The organism is Cysteiniphilum sp., from assembly GCF_057495195.1.
In genome coordinates this window covers 12,396-29,648 of the sequence record NZ_JBXTEF010000041.1, presented here as the reverse complement: position 1 = coordinate 29,648, position 17,253 = coordinate 12,396, and the positions used below count along the sequence as shown (strand labels likewise).

The following is a 17,253-nucleotide window of genomic DNA, read 5'->3' as shown; positions in this document are numbered from 1 at the left end:
ATGATTTATGCCTTTTTCTATCTTGCTTTTTGCATTTATCTTGGTTTTTTTCTTAAGAGTAAATGGGCGGCATTGCTGCTTGCAATCTCTGTGATAAGTTGGTTTGTTGTGCGTTTGCCTGAGATTAATGCTGATCTTAGTTGGCGCTTTACTTTAACGATTATCGCTTATATTGCCGAATTTGTGGTGTTATTGTATTTTTTCCCTAAAAAAATCATTCAACTAACGCGTCCAAATGTGCAGAAAAACTTAATTGTGGCAGGCGTTTTATTGGTGATCTTTAGTGTGGTTGTATTATTTAGCAGCCTTGCGATTCCCTATATGCAGCAAATATTAATGCGGCAGGCAAATGCTGATATTAACCACATGTTGTCACAAATTAGTTGGCTTTATCGTTTTGGTAGTTTTGCCGGTTGGTTAAGCTTTTTTAGCTATCTTTATCTTTGGATTGGCTTAAGTCGGTTTATTGTTAAACGGCCTTTAGGTGTTTGACGGGGGTGGGCGTATGCAATACACCCCTACGAATTTGCTACCCCTTTATATTTTATATTCCCTTCGACTTAGCTCAGGGAAAGGCGGATAATTTAAAGGGGAGCATGTAGTCATAATAAGTTTCAATATGCCCTACAAATTTATTACCTCGCCCCTTGCGGGAGAGGTCGTGCAGCGTAAGCTGCGCGGATGAGGGGGCTACGTTGGCTGAGCGTCAGTCGAAGACAATGCTTGAGCGGGTTAAAGCCAATGCTCTTTTATGGCGTTGAATAAAGCTTGCAGTTTTGGGTCATCTTTAAGCGTGCTTTTAGTAATCAAATAGCAGTCTAAGGCTGGTGGTTGATAATCTTGCAATATCGACATAAGCTTTTTGTGTTTAATAGCTGATTGCACAGTAAAAGAAGGCAGATAGGCAATGCCTAGATCGCTTAACGCCATATCTAATAATGATTTACTTGAGGAACTTTTGTACTGTCCTGCGACTGCAATAGATGATACTTTATCATTGATTGTAAATTCCCATGTGCCTTTAAAATTGTGACTATGATCAATACACTTGTGTTGAGCTAAATCCGATGGTGATTTAATATCAGCATGATCATCAAGATAGGTTTGTGTGGCACAAGTGATTTTTGTCCATGTGCCGACTTTTGCTGCATAGTAATCAAGGTGAGGAGGTAGCAAACCACAAAAGATAATACCATCAAAGTTATCTGCAATAATATTGGGAAGATAATTACCAATATGCCAGTCCAACTGTAGTTGCGGATGTTCTAGGCTCAGAAACTTAAGCGATGGGATGCATACTTCACTGAAAATACTTTGCGGCACACCAATTTTAAGCAGTCCATATAGTTTATTTTCTACACTGTGAATTTGAGTGTAGAGATTGTTTTCAAGAGCAAGTAACTCTTTGATCGTAGGCCATATTTTTTGCCCCTCTGGTGTGATGCTGACATTTCGCGTATTACGATAAAATAAAGTAGCATTGTAATGGCGCTCAAGCTCTTTTATGGCATTTGAAACTTTGGATAATGTGGTATTGCAGTGCTTGGCAGTTAGTCTAAAGTTGTTTAATTGGGCGAGTGTGTCGAATAATTGATAGTGCATCATGCTCAACTTGTTTGATCTTATTTTTAAATCAGTCATATTCAAAGAATGGTTATTATCGTAAATATGGTGATAGTGTAAGATCGTTTTTGTTGATAGACAACAAACTTCAGAGGAAATAAATGTTAACGTTAATCAGTATTACATATATCAAGCCACTAACTGATATCAATCATTATAGAGAAGCACACACTGAGCATTTACAACAATATTATGACAAAGGCTTAATCTATGCGTCAGGTCCTTATGAACCGCGAACAGGCGGATTTATTTTAGCGCGAAAACTTACTGATAGAGAGCAAAAAGAGCTTGTTGAGAATGACCCATATTATATTGAAAAACTAGCATCATATGACATCAGAGATTTTAACCCTAGCAAAAGCAATACATCTTTTAAGCTTTGCTTTGATGAGGTGTGCTATGCAAAAGAAGGAGAGACACTTTTTAATCAGCTACATGGTGAGCATGCAGGAGAAGCTTTTGCTAATGAACTTAATGATATTTGTCCTGATTTTATTGCATTGACTTATGATTTTGCATTTGCTCAGATTTTCGCGCGTCAAAATGAGCTTAGTATGTTAAGCAAAGAGTTAATATCACTGATGATACTTGTTGTGATGGGAAGCTGTGATAGACAAATTGTTGTACATGCAGAGGCTGCTGTAAATTGCGGGGCAAGTAAGTCAATGATTGCTGAATCATTACTTCTAGCGATTCCCTTTGTGGGGTTTCCAAGAGTTGCTAATGCCTTGGTGCTATTAAAAGATTTGCTTAGTAATGAGTAATTGAGTGGAGTAGGACTTAATCTAAAGGGCGTATGCAATACGCCCCTACGAATCTCACCTCTCCCCTTGAGGGAGAGGTCGTGCGGCGTAAGCGGCACGGGTGAGAGGTACTACGTTGGCTGAGCGTCAGTCGAAGCCAACAGTCATCTTTACCTTTTTTAGGTTCCCTTCGACAGGCTCAGGGAGCGATTGATATTTAATTGGAAGATGAAGCGATTAATTCCAAAGGAATATTGATATCAATACTATGAGGCAATAAAAGTCTATGCGTATAATTTTGCGACTGCAAAAACTGAATAAGAAGTTCTTGTAGCGCTTGAGATGGCAAGGGTGAGAAGTTTATTTTTTCTAAGATGCCTTTATCATTAATTGTGAGCGTAATCATCACATTAAAAGATTTATCGGGGGAAGGTTGTTTGGCAAGGTATTTACTTAAAGCAGTTTGCAATTCTGACATGATATTATTTATTTCTTCTGCGCTACTAAAGGCAGAAGTGGCTAAAGGTGTACTCAATTCAGTGACATGCTCGTCTTTATTATTCGATTGAGCCGATGATTTATTTGCTTCAACTTTCTCAATTATTTTATTTTTGTTATTCTCCTTATTTTCAGGTTTTGTCTTTGATGAATTGTTTTCAACTTGTAGTCTTGAATGGTGTGTTGTCAGTGGCGTATAAGCTATTGTTGGTGATGGTTTTAACGTATTCGTCTGAGGGCTTGCAGACGTAAGGCTTGTTGCACTATTTGGGAGGTTGGTGCTTACTTTTCCTTGGCTAAGATAAACAATATGTGCAGGAATACTCTCTTTGGTTGGGGCAATGTTAATGCGCTTATTAGCTGTTTTATTCATATATTTCGCAAACAGACAACAAAGGATAATTAGCAAGATAACACTTGAGTGCAAAGCAAGAGAAAGCAAGGTTGCACGCTTCATAACAGGCGATTAAAACTGATATTGAATATTAAGCATTGCGACAATGCCATCGGCGGGGTAGTAGCTTAGGTCTTTTAAATTATAGGTTGAAACATAACTGTAATAGAACTTATTAAACAGGTTATAAATATTGAAATTAAACTGCCAATGATCGATCTGATACTTAGCGCCAAGATTGGTAAGGAAATAACCGCTTTGTTTTGCAAGGCTATTGGTGTAATCACCATAGGCGTAACTTGCACTATAATATTGCTCTTGTAGCCAGAAAGAGAGTTTGTCATTAAATTGCCAATGACTATGGATCTCCGCAGTAAAAGGAGGCTGTCCGGGGACTTGATTATTACTAATATCAACGCTAATTTTATTGCTGTTTTCAAAAAAACCGGATCTAAAAGTATTTAGATTAAAGGCAAAGCTACCACCAAGACTTAAACTCGGCAACCATGCATAATCAAGCGCGAATAAATTACCAATGGTTTGTGTTGGCGGTAAGTTAATATTCGCGCCAAAAGGTGTGTCATCACTTTTAAAGTTAGGGTTATAATCAATCTGATTATTAATCAACATCCAGTAACTACTATTCTTAAGTGTCAACTTATCGTTTTTATAGGTATTATCAAGTTGATAGATCCATGCTGTTTGTGGATTTAAACCAAAGTTTGTTGTTGTCCCAGGGGTTAAATTAGATTGATCAATAAAAGGCAGCTGATAAGCATATGAAGCTGAAGCGCGTGTATTAAACGTCTTATTCCAGTTGTATTGCAAATAAATATCACCAGCACCAATATTAATCACTTGTGAGCCTGAGCTATTACTCGAGATAAAATCACCTGTAGTATAGCTATGCTCAAAACGCCCACCAATGCCACTTTGCCAGTTTTTGTTTAAGGTAAAGTCACTTTGGTTAAATAATGCAATACTGGTTTGTGTCGCATTATTTATTGTGCTGCTTTGTCTGAAGGTTTGATAATTAAACTCGCTACCAAATCTATTTTTCACAAAATCATTGTCAAATATAATGCTTGGGCGTAAATAAAACAAACTACTACCTTGTTTAGAGGAGTAGTTTGATTCTGCAAAAATAGCATTAGCCCATTGCTGTTGATATTGCGATTTGAGGTTAAATTGCCATTGTTTATCAAGTGTTTGTTCAAAATTAAGCTGTGTGTTAATGGTGTGATTAATATATTTTTCTTTACCACTACTCGCTTGCCATGGGTTATCATCACTTTGCTGTTGATTTAGCGCACCGGGAAAGTGCAAATATTGATAACTATCACTGAAGTTCAGTGAAAACTTTTGTGTGTTGGTTTGATGCATTAGGGCAATATATGCATTATTGCTATTGTTGCGTGAGTAATCGCGATAGGCATCAATGCTTTGACTAGTATTAGCAACCTGTAAACTCCATGTTTTCTCATTATCCAATAGCTGATTAATAAAGACATTAACGCTAGCACCAAATGGATAGCCGCCAGATAATCCAATCGTGTATTTATCTTGAGCTATAAATTTCTGTTTAATATTAATTGTGCCACCTAAGCCCATGCCGCCATAAAGTACACTACTGGCTGTAGGATCAATGGCGATACTTTCAATGCTATCTTGTGGGATCAGGGAAATATTCTGCGCTTGCGAGTTAAATTGATTCAGTGGAATACCGTTTAATAAAACGCTCGCACGTTGTCCCTTTAAATAAAAACTGGGGTTTGCTGCACTACTATTATTGCTGTTAACCCAAGCATTTTGCTCAATGGTGCGGTCAATGCTTTGATTGGCATAATTAGGCATTAAGGAGACGCTAATCGGTGCTTTAGAGCCATCGCTATTATATCGTGTTTTGTTTTGATCATTATTTAAATGATTCGCATAATTTATAACAATCGTTGGTAAGGTGTATTCAGTCGCTGATAGCTGTTTATCATCACTAGTGGCTTTGACATTTTTTACATTATTATCACTGTCGCTATTTTGTTGATTAGCAAAGCTTGTTTGCCCAGCAATAGACAATAGTATGATGGCACTTAAGGTGCGAAAACGGTATGGTTGCATGGAGCCCTCTTTGTTGTTTATATTCCCGTAAACGTTGTGTTATTAGGCAGGTTTCCGGACTTTATCCCCATCAAGATAATTTAATGGGATGACCTAAATGCTTCTTCCCAGTTGCCCAGTGAATGATTGCAAACGCTCTTTAAGCTATCTTTAAAAGCGCGGTTTACCGTTGCGGGTACAGTATTGGATTTACACCAATTTCCCTTTTAACTCATGTATAAAGAACGATGAGCACCTAACAGGTGCTGATATTAGGGTGCTTTAGAGCAAATGGCAAGATGTCGCTCGTAAAAAGCAAAGAATATTAAGGGTTTTACTTGAGAAAGCCAGCATAGTAAAGGATACTATGCCACAGAACTAAAATAGACAAATTGCTTGTTGTTATGTCAAAAACAAATCGTGCAAATTACCCCTTGTTAGCAAAGATTAACTCGCCTTGTGATTTGCGCAAACTTGCCGTTTCTCAATTAACACATTTAGCGACTGAAATACGCACCTTTCTTGTTGAAACTTTGGATGTCTCAGGCGGGCATTTTGCCAGTAGCTTAGGCGCTTTGGAGCTAACCATTGCTTTACATTATGTCTATGATACACCCAATGATCACTTAGTGTGGGATGTGGGACATCAAACCTATGTGCACAAGATCCTAACAGGGCGTGCTGATGAGCTGATTACTATTAAAAAACCAGGTGGCATCTCAGGCTTTCCTAAACGTAGTGAAAGTATTTATGACAGTTTTGGTGTAGGGCATTCCAGTACATCCATAGGGGCCGCTTTAGGCATGGCAGAAGCGGATAAACTCAAAGGATCAAATGCTAAATCTGTTGCCATTATTGGTGATGGGGCCTTAACCGCAGGTATGGCGTTTGAAGCGTTAAATCATGCTGGTGGTATGCATTCAGATGTTTTAGTCGTTTTAAATGATAATGAGATGTCTATCTCTGAGAATGTTGGTGCGCTTACGAGTCACTTGACTAAAATTCTATCGGGTTCAACCTATAACAATATTCGTGAAACCGGTAAAAAGTTTCTTAAAAAACTCCCTGGCGCCTTTGAGCTGGCAAAACGCTTGGAAACCCAAGCCAAGGGTATGTTTGTGCCGGCTAATTTATTTGAGGCACTTAACTTTTACTATGTGGGTCCGATTGATGGACATGATATTGAGGCTTTGGTTGAGGCATTAAAAACGATTAAATATCATGATGGTCCTAAGCTTTTGCATATCTTAACCAAAAAGGGTAAAGGCTATGAAAAAGCAGAGGAAGATCCGATTAAGTTTCATCATGTTAGTCCACAGTTCAACTCAAATATTGCAACTGAAGGTGGATCACAAGCCAAATTAAGTTATTCAAATATCTTTGGACAGTGGCTATGTGATATGGCAGCAAAAGATGACAAGCTTGTTGGGATTACGCCTGCGATGCGTGAAGGATCTGATTTGATTCGTTTTTCAAAAGAATATCCTAAACGTTATTATGATGTTGCGATTGCTGAGCAACATGCGGTGACGTTTGCCGCAGGTCTTGCTTGTGAGGGTTATAAACCTGTTGTTGCGATTTACTCAACCTTTTTACAACGTGCTTATGATCAAGTGATTCATGATGTCAGTTTACAGAATCTAGATATTCTCTATGCTGTGGATCGTGCTGGCATTGTAGGCGCTGATGGCGCAACACATGCGGGAATTTTTGATTTAAGCTTTATGCGTTGTATCCCTAATACGGTTGTCATGACGCCAAGTGATGAAAACGAATGTTACCACATGTTAAGCTTAGGCTTTAAACATCAAGGTCCGGCGATGGTGCGTTACCCACGTGGTACGGGCACAGGTGCCGAGATTACAGAAAGTTTTGATTTGAAAATGGGGCAATCAAAATGCGTGCGTCAAGGTCAAAAAGTGGCGATTTTAAACTTTGGCACGTTACTTTCAATAGCCATTAAAGCAGCTGAACAACTTAATGCTACTGTGATAGACATGCGCTTTGTTAAGCCATTAGATACACAGATAATTAAAGAGTTAGCCAAATCGCATGAGATGATGATTACATTAGAAGAAAATGTGATTATGGGTGGCGCTGGATCTGCGGTGAATGAATATCTAATTGCTAATAACCTATTAAGTAAAATCAAAGTGCGTAACATCGGATTGCCTGATCATTATCAGGATCATGGTGATAAAAATGCATTATTGGCAGAAGTAGGTATTTCAGTGGAAGGTATTATTCAATTAGTCGAGTCAATTGTTTAAGTTAAGTTATGGGGGCAAGCTCAAGAGATGTTTTTTTGCGCTGAGATATGGCAAGGTAAGCACCAAAGAAGGTAAGTAGTAATCCAACCCAAATAGCGTAAGAAATAATAAGTCCATTATAACCAAAACGGGTAAGATAAGCGCCAAGACTACTAAAGGCAAAAGCAAATAGATTTTGCACCAATCCAATAGCGGATGCCGCAGTTCCACGGCGATGTGGATGGAGTGACAATGCTTGGCTTACTAAATTTGGCATACCAATACCTGCGCCAATGGTAAAAATAAAAAATGGAATAGCTAATAACCATGCCGATAGAGTAATAGCAACTAGTTCAGCAATGACAACTAAGATAAAAACAATAACGGAGATGCTTACAGGCAATATAAACATCTGTTTAAATGACGTGCCTTTTTTCAGTAAAAACTTAGAGAAGATGCCCCCTAAAATAAATGCCACTGAAATCGGTATAAAGAACAGGCTAAAACTCTTTGTCGCAAAATGAAGCTTTGTCAGCAAAAAAGGAACCTGTGATAAGTAGACATATACCGACATGTAGATCGTAGCACTGGCAAAGGCAAGTACCATAAACTGTACATCAACAACCAAGTGTTTATATTGTTTTAAAATGGATAATAAAATGTGTGTTTGCTCTAGCTCGTGTTGTGGCTTTTTAGTTTGCGATGCGGTTTTTGGCGCAGGTAGACTCAATGTCAGTCCAATGAGGATAATTGCCAGAATGGTTAGGGTAACAAAAAGCGCTTGCCAGTGGCTAAACGATAGGATAAATCCACCAAACATGGGGGCCAATGCGGGCATTGAGCCAATGATAATAAAGCCTGAGTTAATCATGTGCTTTGCCTTTTCTTCAAAGTAGATGAAGCTTAAAACTTGCCATAAACAAAGCGCACTGGCAGCACTTAAACCTTCAATAAAACGTGCAAAGATAAAGGTGGATATGTTCGGTGAAAATATCGCGATTAAATTCGCAATAATATAAAGTGTCAGTCCGAAAATAAGCACTTTAGAGGTTTTGATATGATCGGCGATCGCTCCATATAAAGGGATACCTATCGCTAAGCCAAGCATATAAAAACTAACGGTAAGACTAATATGTGCCTTGGTAGTAGCGAAAGTGTGTTGTAATGTCGGGATCGCTGGAATATAGATGTTTACAGTTAAAATAGACAATAAAGCAAGTAAATAAATCAGTAGTTTTAGTTGATTCATGATAATTCCCTTCGGTTTTTGAACTTATTAGCAGTATACAAACTTTAATGTTAATAAAAATTGAATAATATTTAATGTAATGTTAACTTATTTTAAATAAAATTGAGTGGGAAGATAAATGAACTATACCTTGCAACAGTTACGTGTTTTTATATCTGTCTATGAGTTAAAAAGCTTGCGTCAAAGTGCAGAATTAATCTTTTTAACACCGCCAGCTTTGACCAAACAGCTACAAAACTTAGAAGATACTTTGGGATTTCAATTGTTTGAACGAACCAATAATAAATTAATAGCTAATAACAAAGGGCATGCTTTTTATACGATAATTAAGCCCATGCTACTTGAGTTCGATCGTATTAATCAGTTGGAGTTGCCTTTTTTAAAGCATAAAAAGCCAACGCTTAAAATTGCCTTATCACAAATATTTGAGCAGAGTCTATTTTGTAAAATCAACCAAGTTACGAAGCTTGATCAATCATTTGATTATGACCTTGTTGTTGAAAATAAAACAAAACATATTGAACTGTTATTGAAATATGAGGTAGATGTTGCCTTAGTTGTACTTAATGAAGGCGAAAAAAATATGCTCAAAGACTATGGCTTTGATGTTAGACTCTATACTGATATCGTTCTTGATGCTTATATTTCACGTGATTTAGCAAAAGGGTTTGATCATATTGAGCAAGACTTGAAAACACTAAAATATATTTTGCTAACTCAATTAAAAGATACGTTACAGATTAAAAATGCACTTTATTTTTCCTCTTATACGACGATATTGCATGCAATTACCCAAGGCATTGGTTATGGCTTCTTGCCAACACCACTGTTAGCTGCCCAGGAAAAAGAGATGCTTTTGAATATAAATGAGCAGATTTCTGAGAGCATGCCTAATATACAAAGCTATTATGTTTATGCGCAAAATTCACCACTATTGAGCCTTATTGAAATGGTTTTTAATGCCAGGTGAAAGTAATCATAGCTATCCCATCTATACTTTCTGTACGATTTTCGTTATTTACTTGGCATTTTTAGAAACTAATTACGGGCTAAGACTAAAACTCACCCACAAGTGCTCACCGTGCTCTGAGCGTAAGTCGAAGGGTAATCACACTTCATAGAGGCTTCGACTTACGCTCAGCCAGCGCTTACACAATCAAAGCGGGCAGGAATATGGTCATAGCCTAAATACGTAAAACATAAATGGAATAGCTATATTTGGCGTTTAGGTGAAATGGTGTATAATGCGCTCACTCGGCACCCATCATACATCATATTTTGATTGCGGTTGTGTGTTTAAAATCGAATAATACAAATGATAGATAGTAAAAATAAATAAGGTATAAAGGGTATAGCATGTCAAAGTACGTGGTTTCAGCACTGTATAAGTTTGTCACACTGGACGATTATGAAGCATTAAGAGCACCATTGTTAAAAACAATGGAAGATAATATGGTGCGTGGTACGCTATTGTTAGCTAAAGAGGGTATCAATGGTACGATTGCGGGAACCGCAGCAGGTATTGAAGCGGTACTTAAGTTTTTAAAATCTGATGCACGTTTGGCTAATCTGGTACATAAAGAATCATTTGATGAGCACATTCCTTTTAATCGCACCAAAGTGAAGCTAAAAAAAGAAATTGTGACCTTAGGTGTCGAAGGATTAGATCCTCTTAAAGTATGTGGCACTTATGTTAAACCACAAGATTGGAATGCCTTAATTTCTGATCCTGAGGTCTTATTAATTGATACACGCAATGATTACGAGATTGATATTGGTACATTTAAAAATGCGATTAATCCGCATACGGAGACATTTCGTGAGTTTCCTGAATATGTTGAAAAACATTTGGATAAGACACAACACAAAAAAGTAGCAATGTTTTGTACCGGTGGCATTCGCTGTGAAAAATCAACTGCCTTTTTGAAAGAGCAGGGCTTTGATGAGGTCTATCATTTAGAAGGTGGGATTTTAAAATATCTTGAAGAAGTGCCTGAAGAAAAAAGTCTATGGCAAGGCGAATGCTTTGTCTTTGATTCACGTGTTGCTGTGACGCATGATTTAGCCAAAGGTCAATATGATCAATGTTATGCTTGCCGTCGTCCAATTACTGAAGAAGATAAGCTGAAACCTGAGTATGAGCAAGGTGTATCTTGTCATCATTGTAAGGGGAATCATACCTCTGAACAAAGAAAACGTTTCTTAGAACGTGAAAAACAAAGCCAATTAGCGCGTGAACGAGGCGAGTTGCATATCGGTGAAGAGGCAAAACAAGCAGGATTAATTCGTAAAGCGCAGAAACAGCAAAAGCGCGAAAGAGATCGTTTGGCGAATAAGAGTCGTTAACAAAAAATAGGTTGGAGTTGCGCATCCTAGAAAAACTATGGTTTTTAAAATACCCCGTCAGTCTACGACTGCCACCCCTCTTGCAAAGAGGGGAATTCGGCAATTGTGATTTTATATTCCCCTCTTTGCAATAGGGGTGCCGAACTTGTGAGGCGGGGTGTTGAAATAAGGGAAGTGTATAACCTCTGTAAATAGGATGTTTAAGTCAATAAACTATAATTAATTAGCTCAGTTACTTAAAAGCAAAGGAATAGCTAGATCAATGGAAAATATCGATAAAACGCATTTATTAAAACTTTTTTCACTACAGCAAAAAGCTTTTTCACTTGATCAATATCCTGACTATACATTGCGTAAAGATAAACTTAAGCGTTTATATTCAGCATTATTAAAGCATGAAGAGGCATTGATTGATGCAGTAAGCAATGACTTTGGTCATCGCAGTGCCAATGAGACTTGGTTGAGTGAGATTTTTCAAGTTACGAGCACCATTAAATATGTCCTTAAATCTTTGCGCAGTTGGATGGCTAAAGAGAAACGTCATACCAGTGTGATTTTTAAACCTGCTAAAAATTATATTTATTATCAGCCAATGGGTGTTGTTGGCATTATGGTGCCATGGAACTATCCCATTTTGCTGAGTTTATCACCGCTTATCTATGCCTTGGCTGCGGGAAATAGGGTGTGCATTAAGCTCTCAGAGCATACACCTAAGACCAATCGAATGATTATAGAAATTTGCAAACGCGCTTTTAATATTGATGAAGTGGCGGTTGTCACAGGTGATTCTGAAGTGGCGCAAAGTTTTAGCGAATTACCTTTTGATCATTTGTTTTTTACTGGATCAACGGCTATTGGCAGAAAGGTAATGGAGGCTGCCGCTAAAAATTTAACACCTGTGACGCTTGAGTTAGGCGGCAAATCGCCGTTAATTATCAGTCAAAACTTTCCTTTAAAAAAAGCGGCTAAAATGATTACTTTTGCCAAAGGCTTAAATGCCGGACAAACCTGTATTGCACCGGATTATGTATTTGTTCATGCGCAAAAACTTGAGGCATTTGTAGCTGAAATGGACGTAGCGTTTAAAGAAATGTATCCGCAATACATGACTAATGATGATTATAGTAGCGTGATTAATGAGGCACAGTTTAATCGCTTGCAAGAATATATTGAGGAGGCAAAAGGTCAAGGTGTTAAGTTTGTTACATTAGATGTATTTAAAGTAACGAATGACCAAAGTCGAAAAATGCCAATTACACTGCTATTAAATCCAAAGAAGGATTTACAAGTGATGCAAGATGAGATCTTTGGTCCATTGTTACCTGTGTTAAGCTATCAATCGATTGAAGAGGTGATAAGTTATATTAACCAAAAACCTCGTCCATTGGCTGCTTACCTTTTGAGTTATGACCGTGCTGAACAAGAGTATATTAATAGGAATATTATTAGTGGCGGGATGTGTATCAATGATGTGTTAAACCATATCGCGCAGCATGATCTGCCTTTTGGTGGCGTTGGTAGTTCAGGTATGGGGCGCTATCACGGTTTTGAAGGGTTTAAAACATTCTCTAATGCCAAATCAATTTGTCAGCGCAGTAGACTCAATAGTGCCCTTTGGCTTTATCCGCCTTATGGGCAACGATTTTCTTGGTTTCGTAAACTCTTTAAAGGATAGGTGGCAGTTTCCCACTGCAAAATGATTTATGGGTGATATAATTCATCATTAAACGCGCTAAATCAAAAGCACATCTTATGCTTAAAAATGTTGGCATCCGCGGTCGGATGATTTTATTAACCTTATTACCAACACTGACAGTGTCAGCCTTGCTTGGTTTTTATTTTATCAGTATGCGCTTTTCTGATTTGGATCGTAATCTATATATTCGTGGTGAGGCAGTTACTACTGAACTTGTTGCCGCCTCTGAATATGGTCTGTACTTTGACAGCAAGATTATCTTACAAAATGTCACGGATAATATTTTAAGCTATCCAGATGTGCGCATGGCTGCGATTTATGACAGTGATGGTGATTTATTAACATTCACGGGTAGAATTCCACAAGTAAACCCTCATTTTTTCAAAGAAAATTCAGACTTGATGAGTAAAAAAATCTTTATGCAAGAAGGGCATAAAAATATTCAGTTTTTAGCACCAGTTATTTCACGCACAGTTAACCCAAAAGAAAAAAGTGTTGGTAAGCTTTATACGGAGAAAGACCAACGTATTGGTTGGGTCGTGATTACGCTTAGTCGCGAAAACACGATTATGAATCAATATCAGGCAATTATTGCAACATTGCTTATTGTGTTGATTGGGTTAACGGTAAGTATCTTATTTGGACTACGTTTAAGTGGAGATTTGATCAATCCGCTTTTTGATATTATTAATGCAGTGAAGCGTATTAAAGAAGGTGCGTTAGATACTAAGCTTGATGGCAATCCACCTGGCGAGCTTAAGAACCTTGAAGAAGGTGTCAATAGTATGGCGCTATCGCTTAATAATGCCCATCAGGAAATGCAGCGCAATATCAAACAAGCAACAAGAGAGTTAAGACATACGTTGAAAACGATTGAGCGCCAAAATGTTCAATTAGATCAAGCACGCAAAGAAGCAATTGAAGCGAGCGAGATAAAAAGTAAATTCTTGGCAAATATGAGTCATGAGATCCGCACACCCATGAATGGGGTGTTAGGCTTTTTAGATTTATTAGCAAAAAGCAATCTGAGTTCTTTGCAACGTGAGTATTTAGAAACAATTATATTATCTTCTAATAATCTGTTGAGTATTATTAACGATATTCTGGATTTCTCAAAGATTGAATCAGGAAACTTGACTCTTGAATATCAACCTTTTGATCTACGCGAAGAAATCACCAACTGCATAATGCTGTTTAAACCCAAAGTCATTGAACAACAGATTGACTTTGGTGTATTACTAGGCCCACAATTGCCGCAAATGGTTATGGGTGATGCGTTAAGATTTTGCCAAATTTTAACGAATCTTGTGAGCAATGCATTGAAGTTTACCGAGCAAGGAAGTGTCTGTGTCAATGTTGATTTAAAAGCAACACATCAACACCAAGTTGAAATATGTATTAAAGTTAAAGACACAGGTATTGGCTTATCTCAAGCGCAAATTGATAAACTTTTTCATGCATTTACCCAAGCGGATTTATCAACCAGTCGCAAATATGGAGGCACTGGACTGGGACTTACTATTAGTAAAACACTTATTGAAAAAATGGGTGGGGAGATTCATGTTGAAAGTGAGTTAGATCAAGGGGCATGCTTTAATTTTAATGTGTTCTTTGATAAAGTCTCAGCTCAAACCGTTGAAGAAACAAAGTCGATAAGTGTTAAGAAGCTTATTATTTATAGCCAGAGTCAATATGCTGGAGAGATGTTTCTTGCACATATTGCACTATTTGGTATTGAATATATTTATTGTGACAGTGAAACCACATTGATTGATGCTGTGGTTGAGCAAGATACAGTTGATATTGTGTTGATTTATAATACTTTACCTAAGATGCAGAAACTAAAACAATCCTTAATCATGGATTTACAATCATTTACCCAAGCAGATATCTTTATTATTGCTAATATGCCGTTAAATGAACTGTTTGATTATACACATAAGCTAGGTCTTAAGAATTGTTTAAATTACCCATATAAGCCGAATAAACTGGTCTCTTTTTTAGAGAATTCTCTTGAGTTGAGTGAAACAAAAGAGGCTGACACGGTAGATGACATACCTAATATGCAAGCAGAAAATTCGATACTTATCGTTGATGATAATCCTATTAATTTAAAGCTTTTGCATATTTTGTTGAAAACAAAAGGTTACGCCCCAGTTGATGCCTTTAGTGCAAAAGAGGCCTTGTCATTAATAGAAAAGCAAAATTTCAGGATGGTCTTAACTGATGTACATATGCCTGAGATGGATGGTGTTGAGCTATGCCATGCCTTGCGTCAAGATGCGCGCTATCGTGATGTACCTATCATTGCAGTGACAGCAGATGTCGTTGAAGGACAAGGTGAGAGCCTGTTAAAAGAGGGTTTTGATGCCATCCAAATTAAGCCGATTGATGATAATGCATTATCTGAACTGTTGATACATTACTTAGGTAACCGTGATACCACAATGCACGTTGGAAATGCTGTAAATGACCAACATGATCAAATGAATCAAGATCAACAAATAATGAATGAAATAATTCAACGTAGTGATACAAAAGAGAGCAAAAAATATATTGATATTGAGCTTGCTTCAGGATTAGCAGGCGGCAATATTGCTTTTGCTAAAGAGATGTTGGCGGCATTTATGAACTCTTTAAGTGATGCCGTTGAAGAAATTGTAACTGCTTATGAAAATAATGAAGGTAAACGCTTAAGAGATTTGGTACATAAGCTTCACGGCGGGGCTAGTTACTGTGGTGTGCCCGTGCTTAAAAATAAATTGGCAAACCTTGAAAAGGCGTTTCAGCATAATAATTATACGATTGATGCCATTGTGCTAGAGAAGTATGAGCAATTTATAATAGTTTGTGATAAAACAATAGATGCTTATCATCAATCAATATAATCAATAAGTTGAGTCAAGAATTTTAAGGAGTGAAAGCTAAATGTTAGATCAAGCAAAACGCTTTAGTCAGCGCGTACTGAATGTCGAAGGTTCAAAAGCCGCTGAAATGGCAGCGCGTGCAGCAAGTCTTATTAAAGCAGGGCATCAAGATGTGATTTCTTTGGCTGTTGGCGAACCAGGCTTTCATTCACCGAATGAGGTTAAAGAGGCGGCTAAAAAAGCGATTGATGAAAATCGCACACAATATACACCAGTAGACGGTATTACCGAACTAAAAGAGGCAATTATTAAACGTTACAGCCGCGATTATCAGCTTAATTTCCAAAACAATGAAGTGTGTGTAACGACAGGAGCTAAGCACAGTCTATACAACATTTTTAATTGTATTTTAAATGAGGGTGATGAAGTGCTTTTCTTCTCACCTTTTTGGACATCTTATCCTGATATGATCAAGCTTGCGCATGGTAAACCGGTAGTCGTTGAGACAACGCATCACAATGATTTTCAGCCAACGGAGCATGACTTAAGAGCGAAATTAACTGCCAAAACAAAGGCATTAGTGCTTAATATTCCACATAACCCAACCGGCGCGATATATTATAAAGAAACATTAAATATGATCGCTCGCGTATTAAAAGATTATCCCGATGTTTGGATTATTAGTGATGATATTTACGATATGCTTTATTGGGGAGATCGTCCATTGACATTGATTGAAGTGGCGCCTGAGTTAAAATCGCGTTACGCCATTGTTAATGGCGTATCCAAAAGTTATGCGATGGCAGGATGGCGTATTGGCTATATCATCGCACCCGAGGATATGGTCAATATGCTCAAGCGTTATCAGTCACAATCGATGTCATGCGCGTGTTCTATCTCACAGTATGCCGCGATAGAAGCACTCAACTTACCAAGATCAGCACTATTTGAACAGCTAACTACATATCAAGAACGTGTCAATTTTTGTTATGGGGCGTTACAAAGTGTGCCAGAGATTGATTGTCTATTACCTGAAACAACCTTTTATTTATTTCCTTATGTGCAGCCAATTATTGAAGCATTAGGCTTTAAAGATGATGTGAGTTTTTGTTTGCATTTATTAGAAACTAAGCATTTGGCTGTTATGCCAGGGTCAGCCTTTGGCGCACCAGGTTATCTACGCCTTAGCTGTGCAGATGATGTTAGTGTTTTAAAAGATGCCATGGGACGCTTAGTTGATTATGTTAAACAAACAACAAATCAATTTTGATGATTTTGATTTCTCAGGTGTGATGTGTGCATTTGGTTATAGTGCCATGGATTTGCCAAAAAAGTTTCGTGCTGCTTCAAGCGAAATTATTATTGAAATTTAGCTATTAAATTTGATTTTTTAAAACTATTTATATTTGCTGTGACACCTTAAGCTTTTATTAATTTTGATTATCGATGATGGATAAGTGTTATAACACTCACCCCAGAAAAATGAACAGTAAT

13 protein-coding genes and 1 riboswitch are annotated in these 17,253 nt (G+C 37.5%); of the genes, 9 read left to right on the top strand and 4 right to left on the bottom strand.

The genetic code is table 11. The features are described from left to right. Window positions 1-492 (top strand): hypothetical protein, encoded by a 492-nt coding sequence (locus ACY10D_RS03865; protein ID WP_486999459.1) that lies wholly within the window; start codon window positions 1-3, stop codon window positions 490-492. Between the two features lie 240 nt (window positions 493-732). Here ACY10D_RS03865 and ACY10D_RS03860 read toward each other — a convergent pair whose 3' ends face one another. Continuing rightward, window positions 733-1,602, bottom strand: a complete 870-nt coding sequence (locus ACY10D_RS03860; RefSeq protein WP_486999458.1) for a LysR family transcriptional regulator — start codon at window positions 1,600-1,602, stop codon at window positions 733-735. A 122-nt stretch (window positions 1,603-1,724) separates the two neighbouring features. On the opposite strand from ACY10D_RS03860, the gene ACY10D_RS03855 reads away from it, so the two are divergent. Beyond that, a complete protein-coding gene (locus ACY10D_RS03855; RefSeq protein ID WP_486999457.1) occupies window positions 1,725-2,387 on the top strand; it encodes a carboxymuconolactone decarboxylase family protein in 663 nt (220 codons plus the stop codon). A gap of 196 nt (window positions 2,388-2,583) precedes the next feature. Here ACY10D_RS03855 and ACY10D_RS03850 read toward each other — a convergent pair whose 3' ends face one another. After that, window positions 2,584-3,237 (bottom strand): hypothetical protein, encoded by a 654-nt coding sequence (locus tag ACY10D_RS03850; RefSeq protein WP_486999456.1) that lies wholly within the window; start codon window positions 3,235-3,237, stop codon window positions 2,584-2,586. 93 nt (window positions 3,238-3,330) lie between these two features. Beyond that, window positions 3,331-5,373, bottom strand: coding sequence for a TonB-dependent receptor (locus ACY10D_RS03845; protein WP_486999455.1), 2,043 nt, complete (start codon window positions 5,371-5,373; stop codon window positions 3,331-3,333). Between the two features lie 28 nt (window positions 5,374-5,401). Further along, window positions 5,402-5,627: riboswitch (cobalamin riboswitch) on the bottom strand. Window positions 5,628-5,756: 129 nt separating this feature from the next. Here ACY10D_RS03845 and dxs point away from each other — a divergent pair. After that, window positions 5,757-7,622, top strand: coding sequence for a 1-deoxy-D-xylulose-5-phosphate synthase (dxs, locus tag ACY10D_RS03840; protein ID WP_486999454.1), 1,866 nt, complete (start codon window positions 5,757-5,759; stop codon window positions 7,620-7,622). Window position 7,623: 1 nt separating this feature from the next. On the opposite strand, the gene ACY10D_RS03835 is transcribed toward dxs, so the two are convergent. Continuing rightward, window positions 7,624-8,850, bottom strand: coding sequence for an MFS transporter (locus ACY10D_RS03835; RefSeq protein WP_486999453.1), 1,227 nt, complete (start codon window positions 8,848-8,850; stop codon window positions 7,624-7,626). Between the two features lie 118 nt (window positions 8,851-8,968). Here ACY10D_RS03835 and ACY10D_RS03830 point away from each other — a divergent pair, with 118 nt between their 5' ends. The 6 genes from ACY10D_RS03830 (at window position 8,969) to ACY10D_RS03805 (ending at window position 17,132) form a co-directional block, all read left to right on the top strand. Beyond that, window positions 8,969-9,820 (top strand): LysR family transcriptional regulator, encoded by an 852-nt coding sequence (locus ACY10D_RS03830; protein ID WP_486999452.1) that lies wholly within the window; start codon window positions 8,969-8,971, stop codon window positions 9,818-9,820. A 386-nt stretch (window positions 9,821-10,206) separates the two neighbouring features. Beyond that, the gene (trhO, locus tag ACY10D_RS03825) at window positions 10,207-11,196 is read left to right on the top strand and encodes an oxygen-dependent tRNA uridine(34) hydroxylase TrhO (RefSeq protein WP_486999451.1); all 990 of its coding nucleotides are present in this window, start codon (window positions 10,207-10,209) and stop codon (window positions 11,194-11,196) included. A gap of 262 nt (window positions 11,197-11,458) precedes the next feature. Beyond that, a complete protein-coding gene (locus ACY10D_RS03820) occupies window positions 11,459-12,871 on the top strand; it encodes a coniferyl aldehyde dehydrogenase (RefSeq protein ID WP_486999450.1) in 1,413 nt (470 codons plus the stop codon). Between the two features lie 77 nt (window positions 12,872-12,948). After that, a complete protein-coding gene (locus tag ACY10D_RS03815) occupies window positions 12,949-15,780 on the top strand; it encodes an ATP-binding protein (protein ID WP_486999449.1) in 2,832 nt (943 codons plus the stop codon). Between the two features lie 40 nt (window positions 15,781-15,820). After that, the gene (locus ACY10D_RS03810; protein ID WP_486999448.1) at window positions 15,821-17,029 is read left to right on the top strand and encodes a pyridoxal phosphate-dependent aminotransferase; all 1,209 of its coding nucleotides are present in this window, start codon (window positions 15,821-15,823) and stop codon (window positions 17,027-17,029) included. Next, entirely contained in the window at window positions 17,001-17,132 is a 132-nt protein-coding gene (locus ACY10D_RS03805) for a hypothetical protein (protein WP_486999447.1), read from the top strand. Before ACY10D_RS03810 ends, ACY10D_RS03805 begins: the two co-directional genes overlap by 29 nt. The last annotated feature ends 121 nt before the right edge of the window (window positions 17,133-17,253 follow it).